Origin of the sequence: Simplicispira metamorpha (assembly GCF_004341365.1) — a bacterium.
Lineage (GTDB): Bacteria > Pseudomonadota > Gammaproteobacteria > Burkholderiales > Burkholderiaceae_C > Simplicispira > Simplicispira metamorpha.
Window position 1 is genome coordinate 18,500 of the sequence record NZ_SLXH01000032.1, and the last position, 18,593, is coordinate 37,092.

Here is an 18,593-nt window from a genome sequence, read left to right on the forward strand (position 1 = left end):
CCTGGGCTTCGCCGACACAGGACCGCGCCATGAGCCCCACATCGCTGGACAAAAGCAAGATCAGGTTTCTTCTGCTCGAAGGCCTGCACCCCTCCGCGCTCCAGGTGCTGCAAGCCGCTGGCTACAGCAACATCGAATCCCTGAGCGGCGCCCTGCCGCAGGCCGAACTCATAGAGCGCCTGGCCGACGTGCATTTCATTGGTATCCGCTCACGCACCCAGCTCAATGCCGAGGTGCTGGCCCACGCGCCCAAGCTGGTGGCCATCGGCTGCTTCTGCATCGGCACCAACCAGGTCGATTTGCAGGCCGCCCAGGAGCACGGCATTGCCGTGTTCAATGCGCCGTATTCCAACACCCGCTCCGTGGCCGAGCTGGTGCTGGCCGAGGCCATCTTGCTGCTGCGCGGCGTGCCCGAGAAAAACGCCGTGGCGCACCGGGGTGGCTGGCTCAAGTCGGCCGACAACGCCTATGAGATTCGCGGCAAGACGCTGGGCATCGTGGGCTACGGCTCGATTGGCACGCAGCTGTCGGTGCTGGCCGAGGGCCTGGGCATGAACGTGCTGTTCCATGACGTGGTGGCCAAGCTGCCGCTGGGCAACGCGCGCCAGGCCGCCAACCTGAACGAGCTGCTGGCCGCCAGCGACATCGTGACCCTGCACGTGCCCGAGTTGCCCTCCACGCAATGGATGATCGGCGCGCCCGAGATTGCCGCCATGAAGCCCGGCGCCATCCTCATCAACGCCTCGCGCGGCACGGTGGTGCAGATTGAGCCGCTGGCCGATGCCCTGCGCGCCAAAAAGCTGCTGGGCGCGGCGGTGGATGTGTTCCCGGTCGAGCCGCGCAGCAACCAGGACGAGTTTGTCTCGCCCCTGCGCGGCCTTGATAACGTCATCCTCACGCCGCACATTGGCGGCTCCACGCTGGAGGCACAGGCCAACATCGGGCTGGAGGTGGCCGACAAGCTCGTCAAATACAGCGACAACGGCACCACCACGTCGTCGGTCAACTTTCCTGAGGTGGCGCTGCCCGCGCAGCGCGGCAAGCACCGCATCCTGCACGTACACCGCAACGTGCCGGGGGTCATGTCCGAGATCAACCGCGTGTTCTCCGACAACCAGATCAACGTGGCCGCGCAGTACCTGCAAACCAACGAGCGCATCGGCTACGTGGTGATCGACATTGACGCCGCCTCGTCCGCGCTGGCGCTGGAAAAACTGGCGCAGATTCCCGCCACCTTGCGTTGTCGCGTGCTGTTTTGAGTGCCGGGGGCGTGTGCGCTGCGCGGGCTGCTGTCATGCAGGCGCGGCGCTGATTGCCTAGAATTCGTCCCCCCATTTCCTGTAACAGGGCGTGTTGCCCTTACTCCCCCTTTTCCACCGCTTCCCCCATGAATGCTCCCACCACGTTGGCCGTCCTGATGGCGCAGACCCCCGAGCCCGTGCGACTGCGCGAGATTCCCTACAACTACACCAGCTTCTCCGACCGCGAGATCACCATCCGCCTGCTGGGCGAGCGCGCCTGGGACGTGTTGCAGCAACTGCGTCTGGAGCGCCACACGGGCCGTTCGGCGCGCATGCTCTACGAGGTGATGGGCGACATCTGGGTGGTGCAGCGCAACCCGTATCTGCAAGACGACCTGCTGGACAACCCCGACCGGCGCAAGCTCCTGGTGCAGGCGCTGGAGCACCGCCTGGGCGAAGTGCAAAAGCGCCGCACCCCCGACGACGATGCCGCGCGCGACGCCCTGGTGGGCGAGCTGCTCCAGGCCGCATCGCAGGCCGTGCGCCAGTTCGACGCCGCCTTTGACCAGATCACGCAGCTGCGCCGCCAGGTGCGCCGCACGCTGGCGCGCCTGACGGCCAAGGACAACATCAAGTTCGATGGCCTCTCGCGCGTGAGCCATGTGACGGATGCCACCGACTGGCGCGTCGAGTACCCCTTCGTCGTGCTCACTCCCGACACTGAGACGGAAATGGCCGGTCTGGTCAAAGCCTGTATCGAGCTGGAGCTGACCATCATCCCGCGCGGCGGCGGCACCGGCTACACCGGCGGCGCCATTCCGCTGACGTGGAAGAGCGTGGTCATCAACACCGAAAAGCTCGAAGCCATGACCGAGGTGGAGATGCGCAAGCTCCCTGGCGTGGACCGCGAAGTGGGCACCATCTGGACGGAAGCGGGCGTGGTCACCCAGCGCGTGGCCGATGCCGCCGAGCGCGCAGGCTTTGTGTTTGCCGTGGATCCCACCAGCGCCGAGGCTTCCTGCGTGGGCGGCAACATCGCCATGAACGCCGGTGGCAAAAAAGCCGTGCTCTGGGGCACGGCGCTGGACAACCTGGCCAGCTGGCGCATGGTCACGCCGCAGGCCCAGTGGCTGGAGGTCACGCGCATCGGCCACAACCTGGGCAAGATCCACGACGTGGACATGGCCAGCTTTGAGCTGAACTACTACGAGGCCGACGGCAAAACCTTCATCCGTACCGAGCGGCTGGACATTCCGGGCAAAACCTTCCGCAAAGAGGGCCTGGGCAAGGACGTGACCGACAAGTTTCTGGCGGGCCTGCCCGGCATCCAGAAAGAAGGCTGCGACGGGCTGATTACGAGCGCGCGCTGGGTGGTACACCGCATGCCCGCGCACACGCGCACCGTGTGCCTGGAGTTCTTCGGCAACGCCAAAGACGCCGTGCCCAGCATCGTCGAGATCAAGGACTTCATGTTCGCCGAGCAAAAGCGCAGTGGCGTGCTGCTGGCCGGGCTGGAGCACCTGGACGACCGCTACCTCAAAGCCGTGGGCTACACCACCAAGAGCAAAAAGCACGGCGGCCTGCCCAAGATGGTGCTGTTTGGCGACATCGCGGGTGACAACGCCGACGACGTGGCCCGCGTCACCAGCGAGGTGGTGCGCATTGCCAACTCGCGCCGTGGCGAAGGCTTTATCGCCATCAGCCCCGAGGCGCGCAAAAAGTTCTGGCTCGACCGCAAAAAGACGGCGGCCATCAGCCGCCACACCAACGCCTTCAAGATCAACGAAGACGTGGTGATCCCGCTGCCGCGCATGGCCGAATACACCGACGGCATCGAGCGCATCAACATCGAACTCTCGCTGCGCAACAAAATCAAGCTGTGCGATGAGCTGACGGCCTTTCTCACGCGCGGCAACCTGCCGCTGGGGCCGCAGGGCAGCGCCGACCTGGAGGCGCCATCGCCCGAGCTGCTGGCCGAGCGCGTGGCCCAGGCGCTGGCCGTGGTGGCCGACGCCCGCCAGCTCTGGGCGCTGTGGCTGCATGACATTGAAACGCTGTTTACCCAGTTGCAAGACCACAGCCTGCGCGCCAGCTGGAAGACGCAGATCCGCACGCCGCTGACCGACATTTTTTCGGGCGCCGCCTTTGCGCCGCTGCTGGCCGAGTGCAGCACCATCCACCAGCGCGTGCTCAAGGGCCGCGTCTGGGTGGCCCTGCACATGCACGCGGGCGACGGCAACGTCCACACCAACCTGCCCGTCAACAGCGACGACTACGACATGCTGCAAACCGCCCACGAAGCCGTGGGCCGCATCATGGTGCTGGCGCGCAGCCTGGACGGCGTGATCTCGGGCGAGCACGGCATCGGCATCACCAAGCTCGAATACCTGACCGACGAAGAGCTGCGCCCGTTTGCCCAGTACAAGCAAAAAGTAGACCCCGAAGGGCGCTTCAACAAAGGAAAATTGCTACGAAATCAGGAGCTTAAAGCGCCCGGTGGGCGGGCGCCAGAGGCCGATTTGGTGCAAAAAAACCAGCTCTATGCTGATTTGACCAACGCCTACACCCCCAGCTTTGGCCTGATGGGCCACGAGTCGCTGATCATGCAGCAAAGCGACATCGGCGCCATTGCCGATTCGGTCAAAGACTGCCTGCGCTGCGGCAAGTGCAAACCCGTGTGCAGCACGCACGTGCCGCGCGCGAATTTGCTCTACAGCCCGCGCAACAAGATTTTGGCCACCTCGCTGCTGGTGGAAGCCTTTTTGTACGAAGAGCAAACGCGCCGGGGCATCTCGATCCGCCACTGGCAAGAGTTTGAGGACGTGGCCGACCACTGCACCGTGTGCCACAAATGCCTCACGCCCTGCCCGGTGAAGATCGACTTTGGCGATGTGACCATGAACATGCGCAACCTGCTGCGCAAGATGGGCAAAAAGACCTTCCGCCCTGGCAATGCGCTGGCCATGACCATGCTCAACGCCACCAACCCCGACACCATCAAGCTGCTGCGCTCGGCCATGGTGGGCGTGGGCTTCAAGGCCCAGCGCCTGGCCGTGGATTTGTTGCGCAAAGTGGGCCGCAAGCAAACCGCCAAGCCACCGGCCACGGTGGGCACACCGCCCATCAAGGAGCAGGTGATCCACTTCATCAACAAGAAGCTGCCCGGTGGCCTGCCCAAGCAAACCGCGCGCGCGCTGCTGGACATTGAAGACCGCAACTACGTGCCCATCATCCGCAACCCGCAGGCCACCACGGCGGAGACGGAGGCGGTGTTTTACTTTCCCGGCTGCGGCTCCGAGCGGCTGTTCAGCCAGGTGGGCCTGGCCACGCAGGCCATGCTGTGGCATGCGGGCGTGCAGACCGTGCTGCCACCGGGCTATTTGTGCTGCGGCTACCCGCAGCGCGGCTCGGGCCAGTTCGACAAGGCCGAGAAGATGATCACCGACAACCGGGTGCTGTTCCACCGCGTGGCCAACACGCTCAACTACCTGGACATCAAAACCGTGGTGGTTAGCTGCGGCACCTGCTACGACCAGCTCCAGGGCTACGAGTTTGACCAGATATTCCCTGGCTGCCGCATCATCGACATCCACGAGTTTTTGCTCGAAAAAGGCATCACCCTGCCCGCAGGCCAGGGCGGCTACCTGTACCACGAACCCTGCCACAACCCCATGAAGTTGCAGGACTCGATGAAGACCGTGAAGGCGCTGGTGGGAGATCAGGTGCTGAAAAGCGACCGCTGCTGCGGCGAATCGGGCACGCTGGGCGTGACGCGCCCCGACGTATCGACGCAGGTGCGCTTTCGCAAGGAAGAGGAAATCAAAAAAGGCGAGGCACAACTGCGCGCCAGCGGTGCCGTGGCCGCACAGGCCAACGTCAAAATCCTCACTAGCTGCCCCAGCTGCCTGCAAGGGCTCAAGCGCTACGAGGACGACCTGCAAAACGGCCTGCTGGAGGCCGACTACATCGTCATCGAGATGGCCAAGCAAATCCTGGGCGAGAACTGGCTGCCCGAGTACGTGACCAAGGCCAACCAAGGCGGCATTGAGCGGGTGCTGGTGTGAACGTGGGCAGCGCTTGCCCCCTGTGCGATAGCGACGGCGGCCAGCTCATCTGGCGCGGCGAGAAGCTGCGGGTGATCCGTGCCGACGAGGCGGGCTTTCCGGCGTTTTACCGCGTGGTCTGGAATGCCCATGTGGCCGAGTTTTCTGACCTCAGCCCCGCCGACCGCGCCCACTGCATGGACGTGGTGGTGCAGGTAGAGCAGGCCCTGCGCCAGCACCTGCAGCCCACCAAAATCAACCTGGCCACGCTGGGCAACATGGTGGCGCACCTGCACTGGCACGTGATTGCGCGCTTTGACTGGGACAGCCACTTTCCGGCGCCCGTCTGGGCCGCCGCCCAGCGCCCGCGCGACGCTGCACCAGAAGACGCCCTGCGTGCGCGCCTGCCCGCGCTGGAGGCGCAGTTGCGGGCGTCTTTGGGTTGAGTGAGGGAGGCTGGGGCGCGTTCAGCGCCCTTTGCTCCCGAGCACCAGCAGCAGGCCCCCGGCCACGATGGCCGCAATGCCTGCCCAGACGGGAATATTGACCGTTTCAGTTTCTTTCACGGACAGCTCGATCGGCCCCAGTTTCATGGCCGTGGTGTCTTTGGTGTAGCTGAAGCTGCCGTATGCCAGGCCCAGCACACCGCCAATGATGAGCGCGATGGCAGCGAGTTTGATGGCGTTCAAGGTGTGGCCTCCTGTGGGTGCGCCCGGCGGCCATTGCCAGCGGCGTTGAAGCGGCCAGACGCGGTGCATTGGAACACGAGAACTGCGCCACGGCGGGCGCGGGCGCCCAGGCCGGTTTCAGCCGCCACCGGGAGCGGTTGGCTGTGCAAAGTCAGTCCACCTGCGCATGGTGGGACTGCGCCAGTGCAATAGCGGACTGAATGGCCGCACGTGCTTGCGGGCTGTTTTTCCAGCAGGTGGAGCCCAGCATCGCAGAAGCCCTTGAAACAATATCCAGGGTATTGGCCTTGCTCAAATGTGCCAACGACTCATACCCCATCTGCTCCAGGCGGGCCACTACGGTAGGGCCCACGCCTTTGACGGCCAGAAGGGATTTTCTTTCAGAGGGTGGAAATGGCATGGGTTCTCTTCAACAGGAGGAAATCAAATCCAGACCCAAAAACTGGGTGCCGGGCACAGGGTTGAATGTGACGGGCGCTGTGGGCCGAAAACCCAGTGAGGCATACATGTGTTGCGCCTGCGTGAATTCGGGCAAGACATCCAGGCAAATGCGCGAATAGCCCGCCTCCCGTGCGGCGGCAATGGTGCTTTCAACCAGCCGACGGCCCAGGCCATCGCCCCGTGCTGCGGGCTGGACATAGACCCGCTTCATTTCGCAGACGCTGGCATCCACTTTGCGCAGTGCGGCGCACCCCACCACCGCCCCATTTTTCCACGCCAGCAGCAGGCGTCCTTCCGGTGCGGCGTATTTTCCCGGCAGGGCCGCGAATTCTGACTCGTAATCCTGAAAATCGAGATTCACACTGGGGCTGGCAACATATTCCCGAAAAATGGTGATGACGCGCTCCAGGTCTTCAGGGAATATGGCAGGTTTGATGGCGTTCATGGTGTCAGCGCACTGAATGAAGAAAGTGGGTGCCAATCGGGGGGGGCACAAAAACGCCATGTTATGCCGGATGTGTGCCGCGCCCAATGCTTGCCAGAACTGCGGGGGCAATGAGCCGGTGCATGGGTTTGACAGGAAGCATATACAGGCTGCCCAGCCTGTTTTTTACGTGAACAACGGTTGTGATGGTGATGGCAACCAGTTTTCTCTCGGGCACTTCATGGCGATGGATGCTGAGAACCACGTCCAAATGCTTGTCTTTATCGCCGATGAGGGCTTCATCAAAGTGGTTTTCAAAACCGTGAAAATACCTACGCGATCACCAGTCTTATAGGACGCTGCCATTTTGTCAGGAGCCAGTTCAGATAATGCGCCCAGGTTTTTGAGCCCTGCGAGCTGGACAATGCGGTTGCGTACTGCCATGCATATGCCAATCCAGCGGGGCGTTTGCTTGGCTGCAAGAAGAAAATGGTCGAGTGCAGACAGGCTGGTGTCGGTTGAATGGATACTCCAGGAGTCATGAAAGCTGGCATCTTTCAAAAATCCGGTAATGCGACTATGGGGTGGCGCAGTAGATTCAAAGGGAGTATTTTTTTGCGGCACGGAAGATGCTTTTTGTAAGCAGATTTTGGTTGGATTGAAATGTCGGGTCAGGTGCTTGCGCCACGGAGGCGGCACAGTGCTTCCAAAATGATAGCTGTTAGCGCTTATCTTGCAAGCGCTACAGGCCAAAAAAGCTTGAAACTGACGCTGCACCCCAAGGTGAAGCCCAGCACACCGCAATGGATCCAGTTGAGCGATTGGTTAGGCCGCGTTCAGCCTGCGGATCTGGTCGATGCTTGAACCCTGATAAGAGCCAGTATGTCAGGCATGGACGTCGAGGTTAGTGCCAAGAGGGCCTTCTTTGCGTGCGCTAGGAGAGGAAGATGGGTGCGAGTTTGATTCACGCGCCGCCTCCGTTCGGCGCTGGGCCTTGTCTTGGGCCTTTTGGGCGTCTGCCTGCTGAATCGCTGTGATCTGCTGTTGGATGAGTTGGATCTGCGCCTGCAGTTGCTCTGCCCGTTTCTGCTTCGCCTTGGCATCCATTGTGGTGTCACCAGCGATATTCTTTAGCTCGTTGGTCAAGTTCTTTATCTGCTTTTGGAGCTTGGCAATCTCTGCGGCTGAACTGGAACCACTGCCAGCGCCGACACTTGCGGACGCAATGGCTGATGAATTAGTTGAAGATAGTTGCATGGTGGACTACGGTTGAGGCTGAGGCATACAGCAATGTCGGACTCTTAGCGAGTTTCTTCAGCATATCGCCAAGCATATTAGCCTGCCAGACGCGTTCAATCTCTGGCATCAGCACTTCGTCACGCTTGGCTCGGGCGCAGCGCTGGTGCGGCTCGTGCAGCAGCGCTGCATGTCGTCGATACGCCGACGGGGCGACCGACAGCACTTTGCAGACCGGCTCGTTCGACTTCTTCATTGCTCAATCCGTTCAGAGAAAAGAGCCTCCTCAAAAGCTGGGGCGATTCGCTTACCAACGCCAGATATAGAAGGCAGCGGCCAGGGAAATGAGCGCTGACAAAAATGAAATGCTTGCCCAACCCGGACGCAAGAGAAGGCTCTTTTCTGGACGCTTGGGGTTGTAGTAGATGAGCACCTTCCCTGTTTCACTCGGTCTGACCTGACTAGGCAGGATTTTTGCTGTGTTCTGGAGTATGCCTGAGGCAGACATTTTCCATATCGATATTTCTCGGCCTGCATAGGATTGACCATTCACCTCATACCTATAAAGCGCCGAAGGTACATAGTCTTGGTCTCTGGTGCCAGGGTCGGGACTTCCCAGCGGGCGAATTCCAAGGCTGAGAAGTTGACCTTCCACCTGAGGCCACCTGCGAACTCGCAGTGCATGCCACAGCGAACCTACCAGAACGATGAGCACATACAGGGTGGCCCAGAAGTGGATGCCCTGCAACTCTTTGCGGAGTGCTAAATCGAGCATGCGTTGAAGATAATCGAGCATGGCTTGCGAAGCCTAACGGACAAGATAAGCCGCCCGCAGCATGCGGGTCGGCTTGAGCGCCGGGTTAGGTTTTAAGAAAATCGCCTGTGATTCTTACTGCCTGAAGCGTCCCTGAAGGGAAATAGCTGTTATCTCGCATTTGGTAATACATCTCTTCCAGGTTATTCCGAAATGCTGCGATGAACTCAGGATCTTTTTCACCCATTGTTTTTACAAAGCAAGCGGCTAAAACAGCAATTGCTTGTGTTGATTCATTAGGAAGCGGGCTAGTCATTCAAATGTTCCGAGTAAAAGCTAACGACTGAGATAACCGGCTGCGCAGCAGTCCGAGTTAATTGACGGGTTAGAGCTGAATTTTGAAAGGACAAACAATGAAGCGGATTTACAAAAACTGGCCTGTGCACAACTTGATTGGGTACCCTCTCATGCAGATTTTTGAGTGGCTTGGAATGCCGGAAATTGCCACACGAGTGCATGACGAAACTTTGCCCGCTAACGGGCGAGGTAAGCCGACCGCAGAATGCGGGTCGGCTTGACCGAAATGTTAGAGCCAGAAGCCAAAACGGGAAACTCCCATTTGACGACGGGCACGAACCGCGAAAAAGCGCTGCGCCACCGAGGCGGCGCAGCGCTTGCAAAACGATAGCTGCTTGCGCTTGCTACGCAAGGGCTGGAGTCCAAAAAGACTGAAAAATGACAAAACGCCAGCAGGCGAAGCCCGGAAAAACGGCAAACCCAGCGCTGAACAACGCTTGAGAAATTAAATGCCGTTTGAATAAGCATGGGCGAAATAAATGGTTTTCTGTGGTGCTAACGGGCGAGGTAAGCCGACCGCAGAATGCGGGTCGGCTTGACCGGAAGGTTAGAGCCAGAAGCCAAAACGGGTAGCCATGATTTGGCGACGGGCACGAACTGCGAAAAAGCACAGCGCCACCGAGGCGGCGCAGCACTACCAAAACAATAGCTGCTTGCGCTTGCTGCACAACGGCTAGAAGCCAAAAAGACCAAAAACCAGCGTAACGCCACCAGGCGAAGCCCGGAGAAACGGCAAACCCAGCGCTGAACAACGCTTGAGAAACTGAATGCCGTTTGAAAAAGCATGGGCGAAATAAATTGGTTTTCAGTGGTGCTAACGCCTGAGATAACCGGCTGCGAAGCAGTCCGGTTGATTGACGGGTTAGATATTAAATTTTGGAGAAAGTATGGATTTTTTGATTGGGGTATTTTTGGTTGTTGCATTGTTTGCCGCAACAGTTTTCGGTACTTATCTTGGGATGCAAATGGCTATTGACCACACAAAAAGAGACGGACACTTTAAATCCTACGGAAAAAAATGGCGAGCAGTTGAGGTTTCAGAAGGAGACTAACGAACGAAAGTAAGCCGCCCGCCGAAGGCGGGTCGGCTTGACTGCACAGTTAGACCCAGACGCCAGCACGGGAAACCCAACTTGACGACGGGCGCGAACTGCGAAAAAGCACAGCGCCACGGAGGCGAGGGAATGCTTGCAAAATGATAGCTGGTGGCGCACGCTGCCCAAGCGCTGGAGGCCAAAAAGGCTTGAAACCACCGCCGCACCCAAAGGCGAAGCCCGGCACACGGCAAAACACCCAGCGGATAAACGCTTGAGAAACTAAATGCCAGTGAATAAAGCATGGGCTAAATAAAGCGGGGTTTCAGCGGGACTAACGGGCGAGGTAAGCCGACCGCAGAATGCGGGTCGGCTTGACCGAAATGTTAGAGCCAGAAGCCAAAACCGATAACTTGGATTTGACGACGGGCGCGAACTGTGAAAAAGCGCTGCGCCACCGAGGCAGCGCAGCGCTTGCAAAACACAACGCCAGCAGGCGAAGCCCAGAGAAACGACAAACCAAGCGCTGCACAGCGCTTGAGAAACTGAATGCCGTTTGAATAAACATGGGCTAAATAAATTGGTTTTCTTTGGTGCTAACGGGCGAGGTAAGCCGACCGCAGAATGCGGGTCGGCTTGACCGAAATGTTAGAGCCAGAAGCCAAAACCGATAACTTGGATTTGGCGACGGGCACGAACTGTGAAAAAGCACTGCGCCACCGAGGCGGCGCAGCACTGCAAAAACGATAGCTGCTTGCGCTTTTTCCACAAGGGCTAGAGGCCAAAAAGACTACAAACCGATGCCAATCCAACAGGCGAAGCCCAGAGAAACGGCAAACCCAGCGCTGAAAAATGCTTGAGAAATTGAATGCCGTTTGAATAAACATGGGCGAAATAAATTGGTTTTATTCGGTGCTAACGGGCGAGGTAAGCCGACCGCCGTAGGCGGGTCGGCTTGACCGGAAGGTTAGAACCAGAAGCCAAAACGGGTAGCCATGATTTGGCGACGGGCGCTAACTGCGAAAAAGCACAGCGCCACCGAGGCGGCGCAGCACTACGAAAACAATAGCTGCTTGCGCTTGCTGCGCAAGGGCTGGAGGCCAAAAATACTGGAAAATGACGCACAGCCAGCAGGCGAAGCCCAGAGAAACGGCAAACCCAGCGCTGAACAACGCTTGAGAAGCTGAATGCCGTTTGAATAAACATGGGATTGAATAAATCGGTTTTTCAGTGGTGCTAACTAGAATTAGACGACAGCCATCGTAAGCGGACTGGTCTCCCAAAACAAGATGTATCTATCAGTACATAGGGATAGCACCGAGATGATGCCGTTTAGGCAAACCTAAAATTTTGCGGATGACCTTGTTTTTCGATCGTGCTGCCCCCGTCGCATCTGCCGTACCAGGGGCTGCCCCAGCGCCCAAGCTGTTGGATCGTATGCGCGACCATTTGCGGACACGCCATTACAGCATTCGCACCGAGACGGCTTATGTCGATTGGGTGCGGCGCTTTATCCTCTTTCACGGCAAGCGGCATCCGCAAGAGATGGGCGCGGCGGAGGTAGAGGCTTTTCTGACACATTTGGCGGTTCAACGGCAAGTTTCTGCATCGACCCAGAATCAGGCCAAGGCCGCGATTTTGTATTTGTACAAACAGGTGTTGGGCGTGGATTTGCCTTGGCTGGACGATGTGGTGCAGGCAAGAACGCCTAAGCGTTTACCTGTAGTGCTGACTGCTACCGAGGTGCGCGCTTTACTGCTGCATATGCAAGGCACGTCCGGGCTGATTGCGCAATTACTGTACGGCACGGGTATGCGTTTGCTGGAGGCGCTGCGTTTGCGCGTCAAGGATGTGGAGTTTGCCCGGCGCGAAATTGTGATTCGCGAAGGCAAGGGCAATAAAGACCGCATTACCGTGCTGCCCGAAAATCTGCTGCTGCCATTGCAGGCGCAGTTGCAGAAAGCGCGCGTGCTGCATGAAAAAGACCTGGAGGCCGGCTTTGGCCGCGTGTATTTGCCGCACGCGCTCGCCGTGAAGTACGCCAATGCGGATCGCAGCTGGGCTTGGCAATGGGTGTTTCCGTCGCCGGTACGATCCGTTGATCCGCGCCCCGACGCTGTGACGGGCGCTTTGCTGGAGCGGCGCCACCATGTGTACCCCGAGTCTGTACAGCGCGCGGTGCGCGAGGCGGCCAAGCTGGCGCAGATAGCCAAGCCAGTGAGTCCGCATGTGTTGCGCCATTCATTCGCCACGCATTTGCTGCAAGCGGGCTACGACATTCGCACGGTGCAGGAGCTGCTGGGCCATGCCGATGTGGGCACCACCATGATTTACACGCATGTGCTCAACAAGGGTGGGCGTGGCGTGCTCAGCCCGCTCGATGCGCTGTAGCCCTTGGCCCGGCAAGGCCGCAGCACACTGGCTGCATCCTCTGCCGTGCGGCGGGTGGGACAATCACTCCCTGTTTTGACCCTCTTTTTTTCTCACAGGTACATCCCCATGGCAGGTCTGAAAGCGGGGGCGCCTGCGCCCCAGTCCATCACGGTGCATGAAAAGTCGCGCGTGCTGGAGGTTGTGTTTTCCGATGGTGCGGCGTTTCGCATTCCGTTCGAGCTGATGCGCGTGTATTCGCCGTCCGCCGAGGTGCAGGGCCACGGCCCGGGCCAGGAGGTGCTGCAAACCGGCAAGCGCGATGTCACGCTGGTGGACTTGGCCCCGGTGGGTAACTACGCCGTGCAGCCCACGTTTTCCGATGGGCACGACAGCGGCATTTTTTCGTGGGATTACCTCTACGAGCTGGGCCAGCGCGGCGATGCGCTGTGGCAAGACTATGTGCAGCGCCTGCAAGCGGCGGGCGTGGACCGCGATGCGCCCATGGTGCCCAAGGGCGCGGGCCACGGTGGCCACGGCTGTGCCAGCCACTGAGGCGGCGGCGTTGCCAATTGCTACAAAATGCGTAGCTGCTAGCGCACGTCCTGCTTGCCTTGCAGGCCGATTTGGCCTAAAAACAAAACCCCGGCGCCGATTCCCCGCACCCTGCGGGGTTGTCGCCACACCAGATAGCATCGTTTTTTATGAGCACCACCCATTTCGGATTCCAGTCGGTTGACGAGCAAGACAAGGCGCGGCGCGTGCGCGGCGTGTTCGATTCCGTGGCCACCAAGTACGACGTCATGAACGATCTGATGTCGGCGGGCCTGCACCGCGCCTGGAAGGCCTACACCGTGATGGTGGCCAATCTGCGCGAGGGTCACCAGGTGCTGGACATTGCCGGTGGCACGGGCGATTTGTCGCTGGCGTTTGCCAAGAAAGTGGGCGCCACCGGGCGCGTGGTGCACACCGATATCAACGAAGCCATGCTGCGCGTGGGCCGCAACCGCCTGCTGGATGCGGGCGTGGCCCTGCCCACGTTGGTGTGCGATGCCGAGCACCTGCCCTTCCCGGATGCGCACTTCGATGTAGTCAGTGTGGCCTTTGGCCTGCGCAACATGACGCACAAGGACGACGCCCTGGCTGAGATGTGCCGCGTGCTCAAGCCCGGCGGCAAGCTGCTGGTGCTGGAGTTTTCTCGGGTGGCCAAGCCGCTGGCCAAGGCCTACGACTGGTATTCGTTCAATGTGCTGCCGCGCCTGGGCAGCCTCATTGCGGGCGATGCCGACAGCTACCGCTATCTGGCCGAATCGATCCGCATGCACCCGGGCCAGGAAGAGCTGAAGGCGCTGATGCGCCAGGCCGGTTTTGGCCATGTTGATTACCACAACATGACGGGCGGCGTGGTCGCCCTGCATGTGGGCATCAAGTGCTGAACTGCCGATGCATCCTGTTTGTTATTGCAATCTGAAGGAGATGAAAGACATGAAGAAACTCTGGCCCGCCTTGCTGGTGGCGATCCTGATGGTGGTTCACCCCGAGGCCGACGCGCGGCGCATGGGTGGCGGCAAGTCCGTGGGCCAGCAGTCCAGCAACGTCACACAGCGCAATGCTGCCCCGCCCGCCAATACGCCGGGTGCCCCGGCCCAAACTGCCAACAGCAGCACAGCAGCACAGCGGCCAAGCCGGCTGCCGCGCCCGCAGCGGCGCCTGCTGCTGCGCCCAAGAAGCCATGGGGCGCCATGCTGGGCGGTCTGGCGGCGGGCCTGGGGCTGGCGTGGCTGGCCCATTCGCTGGGCTTTGGTGAAGCCTTTGGCAATTTCCTGATGATGGCGCTGCTGGCGGTGGCCGTGTTTGCCGTGGTTATGCTGGTGCTGCGCATGCGCAAGGGCAGCAACACGGCTGCGGCCAGCGCCTCGCCGTTTGCCTTCCAGGGCGCGGGTGCGGGCGGCGGCTCGGCATCGCCAGAGACGGCCACGGTGCCGCGCGACTACAGCCCCGACAAGGTGGGCAACGATGCGTCGGCGCGCCCCTGGGAGCGCTCCAGCATGGCCTTTGACACGGCGCGTCCGGCGCAAGAGGGTTCGCGCATTGGTTCGGCGCTGGCGGGTTCGGGCGGGCAAAACTGGGGCATCCCCGACGGCTTTGACGTGGCCGCTTTTGTCCAGGCTGCCAAGCGCAACTTCACCACCTTGCAGGCCGCCTGGGACCGCTCGGACGTGGCCACGCTGCGTTCCATGATGACCGACAGCATGCTCGATGAAATCCGCGCCCAGCTGGCCGAGCGCGAAACCCACCGTGGCGACCATCCCAACCAGACCGATGTGGTCATGCTTGAAGCCCAGCTGCTGGGCATCGAAGACCTGGGCGAGGCCTATATGGCCAGCGTCGAGTTCTCCGGCATGATCCGTGAAGAGCCTTCGGCAGGCCCCAGCCCGTTCCGCGAGGTCTGGAACATGACCAAGCCCAAGCACGGCAGCAGCGGCTGGCTGGTAGCGGGTGTGCAAGCCTTGCAGTAATCCAGCCCTGTGCGCTGGGCGCACGGTTCAGTGAATAATCGGGGACTATGGCAACACAGTCCCCTTTTTCTTTTCTTGGCGGCGTGTTCGCGCGCATCGTCCCCGGGCTTGTCCCGCCACCGTGGCTGGTACAAGAGGTGCAGCACCGAACCGTGCTCTTGCTCAACCACGTGTTGCAGCAAGAGAGCGCGGCCACCGAGCGCCTGGCGCGCCAGCGTGGGCGCATGGTGCATGTGCAGTGGCGGCACTTTTATATGTCTTTGCAGGTAACGCCCGCGGGGCTGTTTGACATTGCCCCCTACGGCGCCACACCCGATCTGCGCCTGGAAATCACCCAGGAGTCCCCCCTCGATCTGGCCCAGGTGGTGCTGCGCGGCGACCGCCCCGCCGTGCGCATCGACGGCGATGTGCAGTTTGCGGGCGACATCCAGTGGCTGGCCGACAACATCCGCTGGGACCTGGAAGACGATCTGGCGCGGGTGCTGGGCGATGTGCCCGCCCGGGTGCTGGCCGAGGGCGCACGCTGGTCGGCGCAGGCGCTGCGCCAGTTTGTGGGCAGCCGTGCCAACGCTGCGGCAGCGGCGTCCGCTGCGGCACCGTCGTGGTCTGAAGACCGGACGATTCCGTGAGGGGCTTTTTCCGTGGCGCCACCATCGTCTGGGTGGCGTTGCGCTACGGCCTCGATGGCCTGGTGCTGAGCAGCTTTCAAAAGCCCTGGATTCACCTGCTGGCGCGCGTGGTGTCCGTGGGCCGCAACCTGGACGCGCCGCGCGGCCAGCGCCTGCGCGAGGCGCTGGAGCGGCTGGGGCCGATCTTTGTCAAGTTTGGCCAGGTGCTGTCCACCCGGCGCGACCTGATGCCGCCCGACATTGCCAACGAGCTGGCGCTGCTGCAAGACCGCGTGCCACCGTTTGATGTAGAGGTGGCCATTGCCACCATCGAGCGCGCCTTTGGCCGCCCGGTGGGTGAGGTGTTCGAGTCCTTCGAGCGCGTGCCGGTGGCCAGCGCCTCCATCGCGCAGGTGCACTTTGCCACCTTGCGCGATCGCCAGGGCGCGCTCCATGAAGTGGCGGTGAAAGTGCTGCGCCCGGGCATGCTGCCGGTGATCGACAAAGACTTGAGCCTCATGCGCATGATGGCGGGCTGGGTGGAAGGGCTGTCTGCCGATGGCAAGCGCCTGAAACCGCGCGAGGTGGTGGCCGAGTTTGACAACTACCTGCACGACGAACTGGATTTGGTGCGCGAAGCCTCCAACGCCGCTCAGCTGCGGCGCAACATGGAAGGGCTGGACCTGGTGGAAATCCCGGCCATCTTCTGGGACTTTTGCCACCCTGAAGTGATGGTGATGCAGCGCATGAACGGCGTGCCCATCAGCCAGGTCGAGCGCCTGCGCGATGCGGGGGTGGACATCCCCAAACTGGCGCGCGACGGGGTGACGATTTTCTTCACCCAGGTGTTTCGCGATGGTTTTTTTCATGCCGACATGCACCCCGGCAACATCCAGGTCAGCCTGGCGCCCGAGACGCTGGGGCGCTACATCCTGCTGGACTTCGGCATCGTCGGCACCCTGACCGAGTTCGATAAAGAGTACCTGGCGCAGAACTTCACGGCCTTCTTCCGGCGCGATTACAAGCGCGTGGCCGAGCTGCACATCGAAAGCGGCTGGGTGCCGCCCGAGACGCGGGTGAACGATCTGGAAGCGGCCATCCGCACGGTGTGCGAGCCTTACTTTGACCGCCCGCTGAAAGAGATTTCGCTGGGCATGGTGCTGATGCGGTTGTTCCAGACCTCGCGGCGCTTTCAGGTTGAAATCCAGCCGCAGCTGGTGCTGTTGCAAAAGACGTTGCTCAACATTGAGGGGCTGGGCCGCCAGCTCGATCCCGATCTGGACTTGTGGAGCACGGCCAAGCCGTTTCTGGAGAAGTGGATGCTCGACCAGATGGGGCCGCAGCGCCTGTGGCACGAGCTGCGCGCCCAGGCGCCGCACTACGCCAAGCTGCTGCCCGCCCTGCCGCGCCTGTTGCACAGCCAGTTGCACCAGCGCCCCGGCGGCAACACGCAACAGCGTGAGCTGCTGGAGCTGTTGAGGGAGCAAAAACGCACCAACCGCCTGTTGCAGGCGCTGGTCTATGGCGGGCTGGGTTTTGTCCTCGGCCTGCTGGCCATGCAGCTGATCGTGCGCGTCCACGTGCTGTAAGTCGCTGTGCCGACCGCGCAGGGCGGGCGCGGCCATCTTGCGCAGATAATGCGCGGCGATTTGACTTCAACCCCCCTGAATTGCGGAGCGGCACATGCTGGTGACCTTCATCGTTTTGTACCTGCTGGTGTCGATTGGCATCGGCCTGTTTGCGGCCACCCGTGTCCACAACACGGCCGATTACGCGGTGGCCGGGCGCAGCCTGCCGCTGGCCGTGGTGATTGCCACCACGTTTGCGACCTGGTTTGGCTCGGAGACGGTGCTGGGCGTGTCGGCGCGCTTTGTCGATGGCGGCCTGGGCGCGGTGGTGGAGGACCCGTTTGGCGCCTCCATGTGCCTGGTGCTGGTGGGCCTGTTTTTTGCCTACAAGCTGTACCAGAAAAACCTCATCACCCTGGGTGACTACTACCGCCAGCGCTATGGCCGCTCGGTGGAGGTGCTGTGCTCGCTCATCATCATCTTCAGCTACCTGGGCTGGGTGGCGGCGCAGATCACGGCGCTGGGCTTGGTGTTCAACCTGCTCACGCAGGGCGCGCTGTCCATCACGGCGGGCATGGTGCTGGGCACGGCGGTGGTGCTGATCTACACCTTGTACGGCGGCATGTGGTCGGTGGCACTGACCGATTTTGTGCAGATGATCGTGATTGCCGTGGGGCTGATCGCCATTGCCTGGTTTGCCGCTGACCTGGCCGGTGGCGCGGGCAAGGTGGTGGAGTTTGCCGCGCGCGAGGGCAAGTTCAACTTCTTTCCGCAGCAGGCGGGCTTCAAGGAGTGGACGTTCTTTTTTGCCGCCGCCATCACCATGATGCTGGGCTCGATTCCGCAGCAGGACGTGTTCCAGCGCGTCATGTCGTCCAACAGTGCCGAGACGGCGCGCATCGGGCCGGTGATTGGCGGGGTGCTCTACCTGCTGTTTGCTTTCATTCCCATGTTTGTGGTCACTTCGGCGGTGCTGATCATGCCCGAGACGGCGCAGGCGCTGCTCAAGGACGACCCGCAGAAAGTGCTGCCCACGCTGGTCATGGAGCGCATGCCGCTGGCACTGCAAATCGCTTTCTTTGGCGCTTTGCTTTCGGCCATCATGTCCACGGCGTCGGCCACGCTGCTGGCGCCATCCACCACGTTTGTCGAGAACATCTTGCGCAACCTGCGCCCGGGCATGAGCGATGCGCTCACCCTCAAAGCCATGCGTGGGGATTGCTAAATAGGTATCTCAATAGCCTGATTCCACAGGCGTTCGCTGACAAGCGCGCCCGTCTGGGGCTGTAGTTGGGCCCCAAACTTGCGC

At 61.0% G+C, this 18,593-nt stretch carries 20 protein-coding genes and 5 pseudogenes; 11 read left to right on the forward strand and 14 right to left on the reverse strand.

What is annotated here, in order from left to right:
* Positions 1-29: 29 nt before the first annotated feature.
* From serA to EV674_RS14985, 3 genes are all read left to right on the forward strand, one after another.
* The gene (gene serA / locus EV674_RS14975) at positions 30-1,259 is read left to right on the forward strand and encodes a phosphoglycerate dehydrogenase (protein WP_119014653.1); all 1,230 of its coding nucleotides are present in this window, start codon (positions 30-32) and stop codon (positions 1,257-1,259) included.
* Between the two features lie 128 nt (positions 1,260-1,387).
* Entirely contained in the window at positions 1,388-5,305 is a 3,918-nt protein-coding gene (locus tag EV674_RS14980; protein ID WP_119014645.1) for a DUF3683 domain-containing protein, read from the forward strand.
* Positions 5,302-5,730 (forward strand): HIT family protein, encoded by a 429-nt coding sequence (locus EV674_RS14985; RefSeq protein WP_119014646.1) that lies wholly within the window; start codon positions 5,302-5,304, stop codon positions 5,728-5,730. Before EV674_RS14980 ends, EV674_RS14985 begins: the two co-directional genes overlap by 4 nt.
* A 21-nt stretch (positions 5,731-5,751) precedes the next feature.
* Here EV674_RS14985 and EV674_RS14990 read toward each other — a convergent pair whose 3' ends face one another.
* The 10 genes and pseudogenes from EV674_RS14990 to EV674_RS15040 form a co-directional block, all read right to left on the reverse strand.
* Positions 5,752-5,973, reverse strand: coding sequence for a hypothetical protein (locus tag EV674_RS14990; RefSeq protein ID WP_119014654.1), 222 nt, complete (start codon positions 5,971-5,973; stop codon positions 5,752-5,754).
* 151 nt (positions 5,974-6,124) lie between these two features.
* Positions 6,125-6,373 carry a helix-hairpin-helix domain-containing protein gene (locus EV674_RS14995; RefSeq protein ID WP_119014647.1) on the reverse strand — a complete coding sequence of 83 codons (249 nt, stop codon included), beginning with the start codon at positions 6,371-6,373 and terminating at the stop codon, positions 6,125-6,127.
* A gap of 9 nt (positions 6,374-6,382) precedes the next feature.
* Positions 6,383-6,859 (reverse strand): GNAT family N-acetyltransferase, encoded by a 477-nt coding sequence (locus tag EV674_RS15000; protein ID WP_119014648.1) that lies wholly within the window; start codon positions 6,857-6,859, stop codon positions 6,383-6,385.
* A 61-nt stretch (positions 6,860-6,920) separates the two neighbouring features.
* Positions 6,921-7,615 (reverse strand): annotated as a pseudogene (locus tag EV674_RS17830) (DUF2867 domain-containing protein).
* 108 nt (positions 7,616-7,723) lie between these two features.
* Positions 7,724-8,095: a FlxA-like family protein gene (locus EV674_RS15015; RefSeq protein ID WP_119014649.1), complete on the reverse strand. Its 372-nt coding sequence runs from the start codon at positions 8,093-8,095 to the stop codon at positions 7,724-7,726.
* Between the two features lie 73 nt (positions 8,096-8,168).
* Positions 8,169-8,315 (reverse strand): annotated as a pseudogene (locus EV674_RS15020) (IS3 family transposase); the annotation flags it as partial.
* A 66-nt stretch (positions 8,316-8,381) separates the two neighbouring features.
* Positions 8,382-8,870 carry a DUF3592 domain-containing protein gene (locus tag EV674_RS15025; RefSeq protein WP_119014650.1) on the reverse strand — a complete coding sequence of 163 codons (489 nt, stop codon included), beginning with the start codon at positions 8,868-8,870 and terminating at the stop codon, positions 8,382-8,384.
* Between the two features lie 64 nt (positions 8,871-8,934).
* Positions 8,935-9,144: a hypothetical protein gene (locus tag EV674_RS15030; protein ID WP_132750398.1), complete on the reverse strand. Its 210-nt coding sequence runs from the start codon at positions 9,142-9,144 to the stop codon at positions 8,935-8,937.
* Between the two features lie 218 nt (positions 9,145-9,362).
* Positions 9,363-9,653 (reverse strand): DUF1010 domain-containing protein, encoded by a 291-nt coding sequence (locus EV674_RS15035; protein WP_119014876.1) that lies wholly within the window; start codon positions 9,651-9,653, stop codon positions 9,363-9,365.
* 27 nt (positions 9,654-9,680) lie between these two features.
* Positions 9,681-10,109, reverse strand: a complete 429-nt coding sequence (locus tag EV674_RS15040) for a DUF1010 domain-containing protein (protein ID WP_341539458.1) — start codon at positions 10,107-10,109, stop codon at positions 9,681-9,683.
* Between EV674_RS15040 and EV674_RS17455 the strand changes: the two genes are divergently transcribed.
* Positions 10,073-10,237: a hypothetical protein gene (locus EV674_RS17455; RefSeq protein ID WP_157983732.1), complete on the forward strand. Its 165-nt coding sequence runs from the start codon at positions 10,073-10,075 to the stop codon at positions 10,235-10,237. The genes EV674_RS15040 and EV674_RS17455 overlap by 37 nt on opposite strands.
* On the opposite strand, the pseudogene EV674_RS17975 reads toward EV674_RS17455, so the two are convergent.
* The 4 genes and pseudogenes from EV674_RS17975 to EV674_RS15060 form a co-directional block, all read right to left on the reverse strand.
* A pseudogene (locus EV674_RS17975) lies at positions 10,223-10,524 on the reverse strand (DUF1010 domain-containing protein). The gene EV674_RS17455 and the pseudogene EV674_RS17975 sit on opposite strands and share 15 nt — an antisense overlap.
* 29 nt (positions 10,525-10,553) lie before the next feature.
* Positions 10,554-10,787, reverse strand: a complete 234-nt coding sequence (locus EV674_RS15050; protein WP_132750470.1) for a DUF1010 domain-containing protein — start codon at positions 10,785-10,787, stop codon at positions 10,554-10,556.
* Positions 10,788-10,815: 28 nt separating this feature from the next.
* The gene (locus EV674_RS15055; RefSeq protein WP_132750471.1) at positions 10,816-11,106 is read right to left on the reverse strand and encodes a DUF1010 domain-containing protein; all 291 of its coding nucleotides are present in this window, start codon (positions 11,104-11,106) and stop codon (positions 10,816-10,818) included.
* A 28-nt stretch (positions 11,107-11,134) separates the two neighbouring features.
* Positions 11,135-11,425 carry a DUF1010 domain-containing protein gene (locus EV674_RS15060; RefSeq protein ID WP_132750472.1) on the reverse strand — a complete coding sequence of 97 codons (291 nt, stop codon included), beginning with the start codon at positions 11,423-11,425 and terminating at the stop codon, positions 11,135-11,137.
* Between the two features lie 231 nt (positions 11,426-11,656).
* Here EV674_RS15060 and EV674_RS15065 point away from each other — a divergent pair, with 231 nt between their 5' ends.
* The 7 genes and pseudogenes from EV674_RS15065 to EV674_RS15095 all read left to right on the forward strand — a co-directional run.
* A complete protein-coding gene (locus EV674_RS15065) occupies positions 11,657-12,610 on the forward strand; it encodes an integron integrase (RefSeq protein WP_206613264.1) in 954 nt (317 codons plus the stop codon).
* 108 nt (positions 12,611-12,718) lie between these two features.
* Entirely contained in the window at positions 12,719-13,144 is a 426-nt protein-coding gene (locus EV674_RS15070; protein ID WP_119014873.1) for a gamma-butyrobetaine hydroxylase family protein, read from the forward strand.
* Between the two features lie 149 nt (positions 13,145-13,293).
* The gene (ubiE, locus tag EV674_RS15075; RefSeq protein WP_119014872.1) at positions 13,294-14,025 is read left to right on the forward strand and encodes a bifunctional demethylmenaquinone methyltransferase/2-methoxy-6-polyprenyl-1,4-benzoquinol methylase UbiE; all 732 of its coding nucleotides are present in this window, start codon (positions 13,294-13,296) and stop codon (positions 14,023-14,025) included.
* Between the two features lie 49 nt (positions 14,026-14,074).
* Positions 14,075-15,108 (forward strand): annotated as a pseudogene (locus EV674_RS15080) (Tim44 domain-containing protein).
* Positions 15,109-15,155: 47 nt separating this feature from the next.
* Positions 15,156-15,737, forward strand: a complete 582-nt coding sequence (locus EV674_RS15085) for a hypothetical protein (protein WP_119014871.1) — start codon at positions 15,156-15,158, stop codon at positions 15,735-15,737.
* A complete protein-coding gene (gene ubiB, locus EV674_RS15090) occupies positions 15,734-17,305 on the forward strand; it encodes a ubiquinone biosynthesis regulatory protein kinase UbiB (RefSeq protein ID WP_119014870.1) in 1,572 nt (523 codons plus the stop codon). The genes EV674_RS15085 and ubiB overlap by 4 nt, the downstream gene beginning before the upstream one ends.
* A 94-nt stretch (positions 17,306-17,399) precedes the next feature.
* Positions 17,400-18,497, forward strand: a pseudogene (locus EV674_RS15095) (high affinity choline transporter 1); the annotation flags it as partial.
* Positions 18,498-18,593: the final 96 nt, after the last annotated feature.

Bases quoted from the DNA above. Each gene is read 5' to 3' on its own strand.
- EV674_RS15085 (WP_119014871.1), top strand. From the start codon at position 15,156: ATGGCAACACAGTCCCCTTTTTCTTTTCTTGGCGGCGTGTTCGCGCGC.
- EV674_RS15040 (WP_341539458.1), bottom strand. From the start codon at position 10,109: ATGCAACAACCAAAAATACCCCAATCAAAAAATCCATACTTTCTCCAA.
- ubiE (WP_119014872.1), top strand. From the start codon at position 13,294: ATGAGCACCACCCATTTCGGATTCCAGTCGGTTGACGAGCAAGACAAG.
- EV674_RS15035 (WP_119014876.1), bottom strand. From the start codon at position 9,653: ATGCTTATTCAAACGGCATTTAATTTCTCAAGCGTTGTTCAGCGCTGG.
- EV674_RS15055 (WP_132750471.1), bottom strand. From the start codon at position 11,106: ATGTTTATTCAAACGGCATTCAATTTCTCAAGCATTTTTCAGCGCTGG.
- serA (WP_119014653.1), top strand. From the start codon at position 30: ATGAGCCCCACATCGCTGGACAAAAGCAAGATCAGGTTTCTTCTGCTC.
- EV674_RS15025 (WP_119014650.1), bottom strand. From the start codon at position 8,870: ATGCTCGATTATCTTCAACGCATGCTCGATTTAGCACTCCGCAAAGAG.
- EV674_RS17455 (WP_157983732.1), top strand. From the start codon at position 10,073: ATGGATTTTTTGATTGGGGTATTTTTGGTTGTTGCATTGTTTGCCGCA.
- EV674_RS14980 (WP_119014645.1), top strand. From the start codon at position 1,388: ATGAATGCTCCCACCACGTTGGCCGTCCTGATGGCGCAGACCCCCGAG.
- EV674_RS15065 (WP_206613264.1), top strand. From the start codon at position 11,657: ATGCGCGACCATTTGCGGACACGCCATTACAGCATTCGCACCGAGACG.
- EV674_RS15015 (WP_119014649.1), bottom strand. From the start codon at position 8,095: ATGCAACTATCTTCAACTAATTCATCAGCCATTGCGTCCGCAAGTGTC.
- EV674_RS15070 (WP_119014873.1), top strand. From the start codon at position 12,719: ATGGCAGGTCTGAAAGCGGGGGCGCCTGCGCCCCAGTCCATCACGGTG.
- EV674_RS14995 (WP_119014647.1), bottom strand. From the start codon at position 6,373: ATGCCATTTCCACCCTCTGAAAGAAAATCCCTTCTGGCCGTCAAAGGC.
- EV674_RS15030 (WP_132750398.1), bottom strand. From the start codon at position 9,144: ATGACTAGCCCGCTTCCTAATGAATCAACACAAGCAATTGCTGTTTTA.
- EV674_RS15060 (WP_132750472.1), bottom strand. From the start codon at position 11,425: ATGTTTATTCAAACGGCATTCAGCTTCTCAAGCGTTGTTCAGCGCTGG.
- EV674_RS15050 (WP_132750470.1), bottom strand. From the start codon at position 10,787: ATGTTTATTCAAACGGCATTCAGTTTCTCAAGCGCTGTGCAGCGCTTG.
- EV674_RS15000 (WP_119014648.1), bottom strand. From the start codon at position 6,859: ATGAACGCCATCAAACCTGCCATATTCCCTGAAGACCTGGAGCGCGTC.